Here is a 13,015-nt window from a genome sequence, read left to right as displayed (position 1 = left end):
GGCCGCGTGGCGGTGGCCGGGGCGGGCGTGGGTTGATCCCGGTCTATCCCGCCAGGGGTGCGGTCGCCGGGTGGCGTCCGCGCCGACAGGCCCGGTTTCCCCGGCTCCGGGCCTGTCCCGGACCTGGTCGGCATCGGTACGGGTGGGCGGTGGCCGGCGCTGTCGGGGGCGTTCGGGACCGGTGTCGCGATGGTTGCGTTTTTGTCGGTGGCGAGGTGTACTGTCATCAGTAGTTAGAACGCGTGTTCGATTGAGTCGAACGCTCGTCCTAACCACCGGGAGCGGCGTTCGCGGCGTAGCTCCCGGCGTGCGGTTCCGCGGACCGCACGGGTCCCGGGCGCCCCTGCCCGGGCCACCAAGGCAGGATCACCGTTCGCCGCCCACGACCCCCGGGCGGCGGGCGGTGACCCCGCCGGGTCAGCCGGCCGGGTGCGGTGTGGGGAAGCACCCACATCCGGCCGGCACCACCGGTGCGTCTTCCTCCGCAGCGGGCTAATCGACAGTGCGTGGCCATCCGGGCTCCCCGCCCGACCGGTGGCGACACGGCGGCGACGCGGAGGAGAGTCCCATGCCGACCAGCCCGGTTCAGGTGCCGACGGTGCCGGCGCACATACTGCCGCACCGGACTCCGGCCCAGCTGCTCGTGATCGCCCGGCGCGGGCTGGCGGAAGCCGCCCAGACCCGACCCGACGGCCTGCGGTACGCCGCGGCCCACCTGGCCGCCCTGCGCGCCGCCGCGGCGATGCTCGCCGCCCGTGCCCGTCCCGCACCCACCCGGCGCAACCGGGTCACCAGCGTCTGGGCCCTGCTCGTGCTCGTCGCGCCCGAGATGGGGGAGTGGGCCACCTACTTCGCCACCGGCGCGACCAAGCGGGCCGCCGCCGAGGCCGGCATCCCCCGGGTGGTGACCGCGCGGGAGGCCGACGACCTGCTCCGCTCGGCCGAGCAGTTCGTGGCCGTGGTCGAGGCCGCACTCGGCCTGTCCCACCAACCCGCCCTCGACGGACTCGCCGCCTGAGCGGTAACCGCATCCGCACGGATCGACCGGCGACAGCGCCACGGAGCTCGCACGGATCGAACGGCGGCAGCATCACGATCTCGTACGGACCGACGGCGGCAGCACAGATAAAGACGGGGGTGGGTGAGCCCATGGCGGGCCGGATGACGGTCGGGTCGGCCGCACTGGCGGACCTGGTCCGGCCGGCGAGCGCCCCGGACGCCGCCGGTGCCCACCGGACGCTGCCGGTGCTGCCCGAACTGATCGGCCTGCTGCCCAACCGGGGACTGCGCCGGGGCAGCACGGTGGCGGTCGGCACCGGCCAACCGGCCCGCAGCGGTGGCACCTCACTGCTGCTGGCCCTGCTCGCCGAGGCATCCCGCGCCGGTTCGTGGTGCGCGGTGGTCGGTGTACCGACGCTCGGCATGGTCGCGGCAGCCGAACTCGGCATCGCGCTGGACCGGCTCGCCCTCGTACCCACCCCCGGGCCGGAGTGGGCAACCGTGGTCGCCGCCCTGATCGACGGGGTCGACGTGGTGGTCGTCGCCGTTCCGGGCCCGGTCAGCGCCTCGGTCACCGACCGACTGGCCGCCCGAGCCCGGCAGCGCGGCTGCGTACTCCTCCCGTACGGCCAGTGGGCCGGCGCCGACGTCACCCTCCGGGTGGTCGCGGGCGCCTGGGAGGGGCTCGGCCAGGGCCGGGGGAGGCTGCGTCGACGCGAGGTGACCGTCTCCGCCCGAGGACGGGGAGCCGCCGCCCGCCCCAAGGAGATCAAGCTCTGGATGCCCGGCGACGACGCCACCCGCACGATCAAGCCGGTCGGTGGCGCCCGGATGGTCGGACCGTCCGCGACCTGGCCGGAGCCGACCTCCCGGCGTACCGCGCTCACCCTGGTCGGGCAGTGATCCACCCGGCCGGGTGAGCGGAGGCTTCCATCCGGCGGGCAGCCCTGTCGAAACAAGAATCGAACACATGTTCTAAGGTGGTTCGACGGGGCTGGTCGAGGGGGTGTGTGATGGCGGGCGGGACGGGGGACACCGGGCAGCCGGCACCGGTGCGGACCCTGCTCGTCTGGTGCCCGGACTGGCCGGTCATCGCGGCCGAGATCGTCGACGGGGTGCCGGCGTCCGCGCCGGTCGCCGTACTGCACGCCAACCGGGTCCACGCCTGCTCCGCCGCCGCCCGAGCCGAGGGCGTGCGCCGTGGGCTGCGCAAACGGGAGGCGCAGAGCCGTTGCCCCCAACTGGTCGTGGTCGACCACGATCCCGGCCGGGACGCCCGCGCCTTCGAGGCGGTGGTCGCCGCGGTCGAGGAGGTGGCCGCCGGGGTCGAGGTGATCCGGCCGGGTGCCTGCGCGCTCGCCGTCCGTGGCCCGGCCCGCTACTTCGGCGGCGAGGAGCAGGCCGCCGAGCGGATCGTCGAGCACATCGCCCAGACCTGCCTGGTGGAGAGCCAGGTCGGCATCGCCGACGGGCTGTTCGCCGCCGGTCTGGCCGCCCGCACCGGGCAGATCGTCCCGCCCGGCGGCACTCCCCGATTCCTCGCCGACCTGCCGGTCGAGGCGCTCGCCCGACCGGCCCTGACCGACCTGCTGCGCCGGCTCGGACTGCGTACCCTGGCCGACTTCGCGGCCCTGCCCACGGGCGACGTGCTGGCCCGGTTCGGGTTCGACGCCGCACTCGCCCACCGGCTGGCGGCCGGCCGCGACCACCGGCGGCTCGCGGTCCGCCGCCCGCCGCCCGACCTGGCCGTGACCGAGACGTACGACGAACCGCTTGACCGGGTCGACGCCGCCGCGTTCGCCGCCCGTGCCCTCGCCGAACGGCTGCACGAGACGCTCGCCGGGCACGCGCTGGCCTGCACCCGGCTCGGCATCGAGGCGGTCACCGAGCACGGCCAGGAACTGCACCGGGTCTGGCGGCACGACGGCCTGCTCACCCCGGCCGCCATCGCCGACCGGGTGCGCTGGCAACTCGACGGCTGGCTCTCCGGGACCAACCGGCGCCCCGGTGCCGGCGGCCGGACCGCCCCGCCCCGACCGACCTCGGGCATCATCCGGCTGCGGCTGATCCCCGACGGGCTGTTGGCCCAGGCCGGCCTGCAACCGGGACTGTGGGGCGAGACCGGTGCCGAGCGGGAGCGGGCGCACCGGGCGCTGAGCCGGGTGCAGGGCATCCTCGGCCCCGACTCGGTGCTCACCGCCGTGCTCGGCGGTGGCCGGTCCCACGCCGACCGGGTCCGGCTGGTGCCGTGGGGTGACGAGCGAACCCCCGGCCGCCCGGCGGAGCCACCCTGGCCGGGGCGGATGCCACCGCCGGCACCGGCGGTGGTGCTCTCCGCGCCGCTGCCGGCCGAGGTCTACGACAACGCGGGCGAGCCGGTCACGGTGACCGCCAGGTTGCAGGTCAGCGCCGCCCCGGTCCGGCTGGTGGTGGGCACCGCCGTACCGGTGGAGATCGTCGGTTGGGCCGGGCCCTGGCCGTTGGACGAACGGTGGTGGGCGCCGGCCGAGTCCCGGCGACGGGCCCGCTTCCAGGTCCGGCTCGCCGACGGGGGCGCGCTGCTGCTCTCCCTCGCCGGTGGCCGGTGGGCGGTGGAGGCGGTCTATGACTGAGCACACCGCCGGACCGGGAGCGGGTGCCCGCCGGTGAGCTTCCACAATCCGAAGATGCCCTGGTCGGAGCTGGAACGTACACTGTCGGGCCGGCGCCGGGCGGGCGACCACCTGCACGTGGTGGACCCGCTCGCCGACGAGGCACCGGCCAGCCGACGGCGGGAACGGTACGCCACACCCGCGCGGCCGATCAGCCCTCCCGACGGCACCGTCCCGTACGCCGAACTGCACGCGCACACCAACTTCAGCTTCCTCGACGGCGCCAGCCACCCGGAGGAGCTGGCCGAGGAGGCGGCCCGGCTGGGGCTGACCGCGCTCGCGGTGACCGACCACGACGGCTTCTACGGCGTGGTCCGGTTCGCCGAGGCGGCTCGGGCGCTGCACCTGCCGACCATCTTCGGTGCCGAACTCTCCCTCGGCCTGCCCGGACCGGCCAACGGTGAACCGGATCCGGCCGGCCGGCACCTGCTGGTGCTCGCGCACGGCCCGGAGGGGTACGCCCGGCTGGCCCGGACCATCGCCCGCGCCCAGTTGCGCGGCGGCGAGAAGGGCCGCCCGGTCTACGGCGCCCACCGCGACGGCCCGATCGCCGCCGACCTGGAGGAGGTCGCCGCCGACCTGCGCGACCACGTGTTGGTGCTCACCGGCTGCCGCAAGGGCCCGGTGCCGGCGGCCCTGCTCACCGAGGGGGTCGACGCGGCGGCCCGGGAACTGGACCGGCTGACCGCGCTCTTCGGCGCGGAGACGGTGGCGGTGGAGCTGACCGACCACGGCGACCCGACCGACTCCGACCGCAACGACGCCCTCGCCGACCTGGCCGCCCGCGCCGGGCTGCCCACCGTGGCCACCAACAACGTGCACTACGCGACCCCGTCACGGCGGCGGCTGGCCACCGCGTTGGCGGCCGTCCGGTCCCGGCGCAGCCTGGACGAACTCGACGGCTGGCTGCCGGCGGCGGCCACCGCGCACCTGCGCGGCGGGGCCGAGATGGCGGCCCGGTTCGCCGACTACCCCGGTGCGGTGGCGCGGGCCGCCCGGTTCGGCGCCGAGCTCGCCTTCGACCTGCAACTGGTCGCGCCCGACCTGCCCGCCCACCGGGTGCCGGCCGGCCACACCGAGATGAGCTGGCTGCGCCGGCTGACGATGGACGGCGCCCTGGAGCGCTACGGCCCGCGCGAGGCCCACCCGAGGGCGTACGAGCAGCTCGAACACGAGCTGAAGATGATCGACGAGCTGGGTTTTCCGGGCTACTTCCTGGTGGTGCACGACATCGTCACGTTCTGCCGGCGCAACGACATCTACTGCCAGGGGCGCGGCTCGGCGGCGAACTCGGCGGTCTGCTACGCGCTGCGGGTCACCAACGTCGACGCGGTCCGCCACCACCTGCTCTTCGAACGGTTCCTCGCCCCGGAACGCGACGGGCCGCCCGACATCGACGTGGACATCGAGTCCGACCGACGCGAGGAGGTGATCCAATACCTCTACACGAAGTACGGCCGGGAGCACACCGCGCAGGTCGCGAACGTGATCTCGTACCGGCCCCGGTCGGCGGTGCGGGACATCGCCAAGGCGTTCGGCTTCTCACCCGGTCAGCAGGACGCCTGGAGCAAACAGATCGACCGCTGGGGTGCGGTGGCGAGCGTGGACGTCGAGGAGATCCCCGAGCACGTCGTCGCGTACGCCAACGAGTTGCAGACCTTCCCCCGGCACCTGGGCATCCACTCCGGTGGCATGGTGATCTGCGACCGGCCGGTGATCGAGGTCTGTCCGGTGGAGTGGGGGCGGATGCTCGGCCGCACCGTGCTCCAGTGGGACAAGGACGACTGCGCCAACGCCGGGCTGGTCAAGTTCGACCTGCTCGGGCTCGGCATGCTCTCCGCGCTGCACTACGCGTACGACATGATCGGGTCCACCCTGGACCTGAGCAGCATGTCGCTGGACGACCCCGAGGTCTACGACATGCTCTGCCGGGCCGACTCGGTCGGGGTGTTCCAGGTGGAGAGCCGGGCCCAGATCGCCACCCTGCCCCGGCTCAAGCCGAGGGTCTTCTACGACCTGGTGGTCGAGGTGGCGCTGATCCGGCCCGGCCCGATCCAGGGCGGCTCGGTGCACCCGTACATCCGGCGCAAGAACGGGCAGGAGAAGGTGACCTACCCGCATCCGCTGATGCGCAACGCGCTGGAGAAGACGCTCGGGGTGCCGTTGTTCCAGGAGCAGCTGATGCAGCTCGCGATCGACCTGGCCGGGTTCGACGCGGCCGGCGCCGACCAGTTGCGCCGGGCGATGGGGTCGAAGCGGTCGACCGAGCGGATGACGCTGATCCGGGACCGCCTCTACGCCGGCATGGCCGAGCGCGGCATCACCGGGGAGGTCGCCGACGACGTCTACGTCAAGCTCTCCGCGTTCGCCAACTTCGGTTTCCCGGAGAGCCACGCGATGAGCTTCGCCTACCTGGTCTACGCCTCCTCCTGGTTGAAGCGTTACTACCCGGCCCCGTTCCTGGCCGCGCTGCTCAACGCCCAGCCGATGGGTTTCTACTCGCCGCAGACCCTGGTCGACGACGCCCGCCGGCACGGGGTCGAGGTACGCCGCCCGGACATCAACGCCAGTGGCGCGCAGGCGGTGCTGGAGTCCACCGAGCAGACCCGGTGGGGCAGCGCGGCCGGTGAGCCGCCGCACCGGTGGGGGCTGGGCGGTCCGGCGGTGCGGCTGGGGCTGGCCGGGGTCCGCACCGTCGGCGCCGACCTGGCGGCGCGGATCGAGGCGGAACGGACCGCGCACGGCCCGTACGCGGACATGCCGGACCTGGTCCGCCGGGTCGGCCTGCCGGCCGCGCAGCTGGAGGCGCTGGCCACCGCGGACGCCTTCGCCTGTTTCGGGCTGAGCCGGCGGGCGGCGCTCTGGGCGGCCGGCGCGGCGGCGCAGGAGAAACCGGGCCGGCTGCCGGGCACGGTGGCCGGGGCGACCGCGCCGACCCTGCCCGGGATGGCGGCGGTGGACCGGCTGGTCGCCGACGTGTGGGCGACCGGGCTCTCCCCGGAGAGCCATCCGGCCCGGTTCGTCCGGGACCGGCTCGACGCGCTCGACGCGGTGCCGATCGCGAAGCTGGGCCGGGTGGAGTCGGGTCGGCGGGTCCGGGTCGGCGGCATCGTCACCCACCGGCAACGACCGGGTACGGCCGGTGGGGTGACCTTCCTGAACCTGGAGGACGAGACCGGCATGCTGAACGTGATCTGCTCGCCGGGGCTGTGGCAGCGTTACCGGAAGGTGGCCCGGACGAGCAACGCGCTGGTCGTGCGGGGTCGGCTGGAGCGGGCCGAGGGGGTGACGAACCTGATCGCCGACCGGCTGGACGCGATCACCGCCCCGGTCACGCCCGCCTCCCGCGACTTCCGCTGACCCGCTCGGGGTTGCTTCGGCGGGGCCGGGCGGATTCTCCCGATCGGTGATCCGGACCGGTGGCCTAGGCTCGTCCGGTGGAGCGAACACAGATCGGTTCCGGCGCGGTCCGCGGCCGGCCGGCGCCAGCGACCGGACCGTACCCGGCCCCGCGTACCGCGGTGGTCTGGGCGGTGCTGCGCCGGGAACTCGACCGGCTCGCCGGGCGGGCCCTGACCGTACTGGACGTCGGCGGCGGCACCGGCGGCTTCGCCGTACCGCTGGCCGAGGCCGGCCACCGGGTGACCGTGGTCGACGCCAGCCCGGACGCGCTCGCCGCGCTGACCCGGCGGGCCGCCGAGGCGGGTGTCGGTGACCGGATCCGGGCGGTGCAGGGGGACGGCGACGCCCTCGCCGGGTTGGTCGAGCCGGCCGCCGCCGATCTGGTGCTCTGCCACGCCGTACTGGAGGTGGTCGACGATCCGGCCGACGTGGTGGCGGCGGTGGCGACCGCGTTGCGCCCCGGTGGGGCGGCCAGTGTGCTGGTGGCGAGCCGGGCGGCGGCCGTACTCAGCCGGGCGATGAACGGGCACCTCGACGTCGCCGCCGCGCTGCTCGCCGACCCGGACGGGTGCGCCGGGCCACGGGACACGCTGCGTCGGCGTTACGACGCGGAGACCGCCGCCGCGCTGCTCGGCACCGCCGGGCTGCGGGTCGAGCAGACCCATGGCGTACGGGTCTTCGCCGACCTGATCCCCGCCGCCTCGGCCGACGGCGACCCGCAGGCGCTGCTGGAGTTGGAACTCGCCGCCGCGTCCCGCGCGCCGTACCGGGACATGGCCGCCCAGCTGCACCTCTTCGCCCGCCGCCCCGAATGACCGGCCCCGTCCCGTCCGGCCCATCCGGCCCATCCGGCCCGTTCGGTGCCCGTGGTCCGCTGGACCTCGTCCGACCGGAGTACGGCGGGGACAGCCTCGCCGACCTGCTCCCCAGTGTGCTGGCGGTGCTCGGGGTGCCGGGTGCGGCCGATCCACTGGGGCTGGTCGCCGCACTGGCCGGCGTACGCCGGATCGCCGTCCTCCTGGTCGACGGGCTCGGCTGGTACCAGTTGCCCACCGCGGCCCCGTACGCCCCGGTTCTGGCCGACCTGGCGGCCCGCGGTGGCCGGCCGTTGACCAGCGGCTTCCCGTCGACCACCCCGACCAGTCTGGTGAGTCTCGGCACCGGGGCGGCGCCCGGCGCGCACGGGGTGCTCGGTTTCCGGGTCAACGTGCCCGGCAGCGACCGGGTGCTCACCCACATCAACTGGTCCGGTACGGCCGGCGACCCCCGCTCCCCGGACCCGGATCCCCGCCGCTGGCAGCCGTTGCCGACCCAGCTCGAACTGGCCGAGGCGGCCGGGGTGGCGGTGACCGTGGTGAGCCGCCCCGAGTACGCCGGCAGCGGCCTGACGGTGGCGGCCAACTCCGGTGGTGCCTACCGGGGTGCGTCCGGGGTGGACGCGCTGGCCACCGAGATGCTGGCCGCGCTCACCGACGGTCCCGGTCCGACCCTGGTCTCCGGTTACCACCCGGACCTGGACCAGCAGGGGCACCTGACCGGGGTCGACTCGACGGCCTGGCGCGGCGCGGCGGCGGAGCTGGACCGGCTGCTCGACCGGTTGGTCCACGGCCTGCCGGCCGATGCCGCGCTGCTGGTCACCGCCGACCACGGGCAGCTGGACGTGCCGCCGGACCGGCGGTTCGATCTCGATCTCGATCCCCGGCTGCGGGCCGGGGTCCGGGTGGTGGCGGGCGAGCCGAGGGTCCGCTACCTGCACACCGAGCCCGGTGCGGTGGACGACGTGCTGGCCGCCTGGACCGAGGTGCTGGGGCCGGCGGCGTGGGTGGCGCCCCGCGCCGAGGCGGTCGCCGCGGGCTGGTTCGGCCCGGTGCCGGAGGAGCACCTGGCCCGGATCGGTGACGTGGTCGTCTGCTGCCGCGAGTCGTACGCGGTCCTGGCGAGCCGTACCGACGCCCCGATCGAGGCGAAACTGGTCGCCTACCACGGCTCCTGGACCGCCACCGAGATGACCATCCCCCTCCTCCTCTCCCGCCCCTGACCCCCCACCCCGCGCGCCACTGCGCGGCGCTAATACAGAGAAAGAGGGGCTATCCCACGCCGGATAGCCCCTCTTTCTCTGTATTAGCGCGATCAAGGGGTGGGGGTGAGGTGGGAGGTGTTGAATTGGGGTTGTTTTGGGTGCTTTTAGGGGGCGGGTGTGGATGTTGAGGTGACGTTGCGGGTGGACGGGATCGCCTACACGCTGGGGGTCGACACCCGGACCACGCTGTTGGACGCGCTGCGGGAACGGCTCGGCATCACCAGCCCGAAGAAGGGCTGCGACCACGGGCAGTGCGGGGCCTGCACGATCCTGCTCGACGGCTGGCGGGCCAACAGCTGCCTCGCCCTCGCCGTGGCGCACGACGGAGCCGAGATCGTCACCGCCGCCGGACTGGCCATGGACGGCGCCCTGCACCCGATGCAGGAGGCGTTCGTCGAGTACGACGCCTTCCAGTGCGGCTACTGCACCCCCGGCCAGATCGTCTCCGCCGTCGGGATGCTGGACGAGGTCGACTCGGGCTGGCCGAGCGCGGTGACCGCCGCCGGTGACGTCGAGGTGGTGCTGGACGAGGCGGAGATCAGGGAACGGATGAGCGGCAACATCTGCCGCTGCGCCGCGTACGCCAACATCGTGCCCGCCATCGCCCGGGTGGCCCGGCGATGAGACCGCTGCGCTACCTGCGGGCGCAGGACGTGCCGCAGGCGGTACGGATGCTCGCGGCGGCGCCGTACGGGGCGTATCTCGCCGGCGGGACGAACCTGGTGGACCTGATGAAGCTCGGGGTGGCAACGCCGGAGCTGCTGGTCGACGTACGCCGGCTCACCTCCGAGCGGATCGAGGACCTGCCCGACGGCGGGATCCTGGTCGGCGCGGCGGTACGCAACAGTGAACTGGCCGCCGACCCGACGATCCGTACCCGCTATCCGGTGCTCTCCCAGGCGTTGCTCGCCGGTGCCTCGGGTCAGTTGCGCAACCTCGCCACCACCGGCGGGAACCTGCTCCAGCGCACCCGCTGCCCGTACTTCCAGAACATCACCACCCCGTGCAACAAGCGGGTGCCCGGCACCGGTTGCTCGGCCCGCGAGGGGCACCAGCGGGACCTGGCGATCCTCGGCGCCTCGGCGGAGTGCGTCGCCACCCACCCGTCGGACATGGCGGTCGCGTTGGCCGCGCTCGACGCGGTGGTGCGCACCCGTGGGCCGGACGGCGACCGGAGCATTCCCGTCACCGAGTTGCACCGGCTGCCCGGTGAGGAACCCGGCCGGGACACCGTGCTGCGACACGGCGAGCTGATCATGAATGTGGAGCTGCCACCGCTCGGGTTCGCCGCGAACTCCCGCTACCGCAAGGTACGCGACCGGGCGTCGTACGCGTTCGCCCTGGTCTCGGTGGCGGCGGCGGTCGACGTGGTGGACGGGGTGGTATGCGACGTGCGACTCGCCCTCGGCGGGGTGGCGCACAAGCCGTGGCGGGCGCTGCGGGCGGAGGAACTGCTCCGGGGCGCCCCGGCGATCGCGCAGAGCTTCGCCGAGGCCGCCGACGCCGAACTGGGCGCCGCCCGGCCGCTGCCCGGTAACGCGTTCAAGGTGCCGCTGGCCCGCGCGTTGGTCATCCGTACCCTGCTCGACCTGAGCGCGGACGCGGCGGAGGACGGCCGGTGAACGCCGACGGCGGCGTGGGAAAACCGACGGCGGGACAACCGACGGCGGGAGGACCGACGACGGTCGCGCCGAGGGCGATGGGCCGGCCGATGAGTCGGATCGACGGCCCGGACAAGGTACGGGGCCTGGCCCGGTACGCCTTCGAGCACCCGGTCGAGGCGCCGCTGTACCTGTACCCGGTGCAGTCGACCATCGCCACCGGCCGGATCACCTCGGTCGACACCGTCGCCGCGTGCGCCGAACCGGGGGTGCTGGCCGTGCTCACCCACGACAACGCGCCCCGACTGGACCGGGTGGAGAGCGGCGAGCACGCCATCCTGCAGTCGGATCGGGTCGCCTTCCGGGGGCAGTTCATCGGGGCGGTGCTGGCCGAGACCCCGGAGACCGCCCGGTACGCCGCCGGCCTGGTCCGGTTCACCTACGCCGCCGAGCAGCCCGACCTGGACCTGCGGGTGGACCGTACCGACCTTTCGGTGCCGGCGCAGGTGCTGCCCCAGTTTCCGATCGAGGCCAGTCAGGGCGACGTCGACACCGCGCTCGCCTCGGCCGAGGTCACCCTGGATGTCACGTACACCACGCCGATGGTCCACCACAATCCGATGGAGCCGCACAGCACGGTCGCCCACTGGACCGACGCCGGGCTCACCCTCTACGTCTCCAGCCAGGGCGTCTACCGGGTCAAGCAGGTGGTGAAGGCCCTGTTCGGGCTCGACGACGACCGGGTCCGGGTGATTTCCCGGCATGTCGGCGGCGGCTTCGGCTCCAAGGTGCTGCCGCGCGCCGACGTGGTGCTGGCCGCCATGGGCGCCCGGATGTTGCCGGGTCGGCCGGTGAAGTTCGCGCTCACCCGGCAGCAGATGTTCGCCCAGGTCGGCTACCGCACCCCGACGATCCAGCGGGTCCGGCTCGGCGCCGACGGCACCGGCCGGCTGGTGGCGATCGAGCACGGGTCGGTGGAGCAGACCTCCCGGCTGACCGAGTTCGCCGAGCACGCCACCCGGATGACGCAGAGCCTCTACGCCGCCCCGCACCGGCGCAGCACCCAGCGGCTGGCGACGCTGGACGTACCGACGCCGAGCATCATGCGCGCTCCGGGGGAGGCGCCGGGGATGTGGGCGCTGGAGTCGGCGATGGACGAGATGGCGATCGCCTGCGGTCTGGACCCGGTCGAGTTCCGGATCCGCAACGAGCCGACCGTGCACCCCACCACCGGCCTGCCGTTCTCCAGCCGGAACCTGGTCGAGTGCCTGCGCGAGGGGGCCCGGCGGTTCGGCTGGGAGGGGCGCGATCCGACGCCGCGCAGCCGCCGGGAGGCGGGCTGGCTGATCGGTACGGGGATGGCCGCGTCGACGTACGCGGTGCTGAGTTTTCCCGGCTCGGTGGCCCGGATCCGGCTCGGTACGGATGCCCGGTACACGGTCGAGACAGCCGCCGCCGACATCGGCACCGGTGCCTGGAGCGCGCTGACCCAGATCGCGGCCGACGCGCTGGGGGTGGAGGTCGGCGCCGTCGATCTCGTCATCGGGGACACCGCGTTGCCGATGGCGACGGGTGCCGGTGGTTCGACCGGGATCACCAACTGGGGGTCGACCATCGTGGCGGCGGCCGAACAGTTCCGGCGGACCCTGGCCGAGCGGCACGGTGGGCAGGTGCCGCCGGACGGGCTGACGGTCGAGGCGGGGATGCCGGACAACCCGCACGTCGGGAAGTTCGCCATGGACAGTTTCGGCGCCCAGTTCGCGCAGGTACGGGTGCACGAGGAGACCGGCGAGGTACGGGTGTCCCGGCTGCTCGGCGTCTTCGCCGTCGGGCGGGTGATCAACGCGAAGACCGGGCGGTCGCAGTTGGTCGGCGGGATGACCATGGGGCTGTCGATGGCGTTGCACGAGCAGAGCGTGTTCGACCAGCGGTTCGGGCACGTGGTGAACCAGGACCTGGCGCAGTATCACGTGGCGAGCAACGCGGATGTGGATTCGGTCGAGGCGTACTGGGTCGACGAGCACGATCCGTACGTGAATCCATTGGGGGCGAAGGGGATGGGCGAGATCGGGATCGTGGGGACGGCGGCGGCTGTCGGGAATGCGGTGTTCCACGCTACGGGGGTGCGGGTGCGGGATCTGCCTCTGACGTTGGACAAGTTTTTGGGGCGGTTGTAGGGGGTGGGGTGGGGGGGGGGGGGGGGGGGGGGGGGGGGGGGGGGGGGGGGGGGGGGGGGGGGGGGGGGGGGGGGGGGGGGGGGGGGGGGGGGGGGGAGGGGGGGG

General features: G+C 74.1%; 9 protein-coding genes. All 9 read left to right on the top strand.

Annotation, left to right across the window (positions count from 1 at the left end):
- Positions 1-568: 568 nt before the first annotated feature.
- The 9 genes from ACZ6QQ_RS16635 to ACZ6QQ_RS16595 all read left to right on the top strand — a co-directional run bounded on the left by ACZ6QQ_RS16635 (position 569) and on the right by ACZ6QQ_RS16595 (position 12,910).
- The gene (locus ACZ6QQ_RS16635; protein WP_465877174.1) at positions 569-1,018 is read left to right on the top strand and encodes an SAV_6107 family HEPN domain-containing protein; all 450 of its coding nucleotides are present in this window, start codon (positions 569-571) and stop codon (positions 1,016-1,018) included.
- A gap of 131 nt (positions 1,019-1,149) precedes the next feature.
- Positions 1,150-1,902, top strand: a complete 753-nt coding sequence (locus ACZ6QQ_RS16630) for a hypothetical protein (protein WP_465877173.1) — start codon at positions 1,150-1,152, stop codon at positions 1,900-1,902.
- A 110-nt stretch (positions 1,903-2,012) separates the two neighbouring features.
- Positions 2,013-3,611 carry a DNA polymerase Y family protein gene (locus tag ACZ6QQ_RS16625; protein WP_465877172.1) on the top strand — a complete coding sequence of 533 codons (1,599 nt, stop codon included), beginning with the start codon at positions 2,013-2,015 and terminating at the stop codon, positions 3,609-3,611.
- Positions 3,612-3,644: 33 nt separating this feature from the next.
- Positions 3,645-7,010, top strand: coding sequence for an error-prone DNA polymerase (locus ACZ6QQ_RS16620; protein ID WP_465877170.1), 3,366 nt, complete (start codon positions 3,645-3,647; stop codon positions 7,008-7,010).
- 92 nt (positions 7,011-7,102) lie between these two features.
- Positions 7,103-7,867, top strand: a complete 765-nt coding sequence (locus ACZ6QQ_RS16615) for a methyltransferase domain-containing protein (RefSeq protein WP_465877551.1) — start codon at positions 7,103-7,105, stop codon at positions 7,865-7,867.
- A complete protein-coding gene (locus ACZ6QQ_RS16610; protein WP_465877169.1) occupies positions 7,864-9,090 on the top strand; it encodes an alkaline phosphatase family protein in 1,227 nt (408 codons plus the stop codon). The genes ACZ6QQ_RS16615 and ACZ6QQ_RS16610 overlap by 4 nt, the downstream gene beginning before the upstream one ends.
- Before the next feature lie 159 nt (positions 9,091-9,249).
- A complete protein-coding gene (locus ACZ6QQ_RS16605) occupies positions 9,250-9,756 on the top strand; it encodes a 2Fe-2S iron-sulfur cluster-binding protein (RefSeq protein WP_465877168.1) in 507 nt (168 codons plus the stop codon).
- Positions 9,753-10,754: an FAD binding domain-containing protein gene (locus tag ACZ6QQ_RS16600; protein WP_465877166.1), complete on the top strand. Its 1,002-nt coding sequence runs from the start codon at positions 9,753-9,755 to the stop codon at positions 10,752-10,754. Before ACZ6QQ_RS16605 ends, ACZ6QQ_RS16600 begins: the two co-directional genes overlap by 4 nt.
- Positions 10,755-10,843: 89 nt before the next feature.
- Positions 10,844-12,910, top strand: coding sequence for a xanthine dehydrogenase family protein molybdopterin-binding subunit (locus ACZ6QQ_RS16595; protein WP_465877165.1), 2,067 nt, complete (start codon positions 10,844-10,846; stop codon positions 12,908-12,910).
- The last annotated feature ends 105 nt before the right edge of the window (positions 12,911-13,015 follow it).

The sequence above is a fragment of the Micromonospora sp. NPDC049529 genome, assembly GCF_055586685.1.
Note: the sequence above shows the minus strand (reverse complement) of the source record. Positions and strands in the feature narration are given on the sequence as shown.

Excerpts from the sequence above, each read along its gene's own strand:
- ACZ6QQ_RS16625 (WP_465877172.1), top strand. The coding sequence starts at position 2,013 with ATGGCGGGCGGGACGGGGGACACCGGGCAGCCGGCACCGGTGCGGACC.
- ACZ6QQ_RS16595 (WP_465877165.1), top strand. The coding sequence starts at position 10,844 with ATGAGTCGGATCGACGGCCCGGACAAGGTACGGGGCCTGGCCCGGTAC.
- ACZ6QQ_RS16610 (WP_465877169.1), top strand. The coding sequence starts at position 7,864 with ATGACCGGCCCCGTCCCGTCCGGCCCATCCGGCCCATCCGGCCCGTTC.
- ACZ6QQ_RS16635 (WP_465877174.1), top strand. The coding sequence starts at position 569 with ATGCCGACCAGCCCGGTTCAGGTGCCGACGGTGCCGGCGCACATACTG.
- ACZ6QQ_RS16600 (WP_465877166.1), top strand. The coding sequence starts at position 9,753 with ATGAGACCGCTGCGCTACCTGCGGGCGCAGGACGTGCCGCAGGCGGTA.
- ACZ6QQ_RS16630 (WP_465877173.1), top strand. The coding sequence starts at position 1,150 with ATGGCGGGCCGGATGACGGTCGGGTCGGCCGCACTGGCGGACCTGGTC.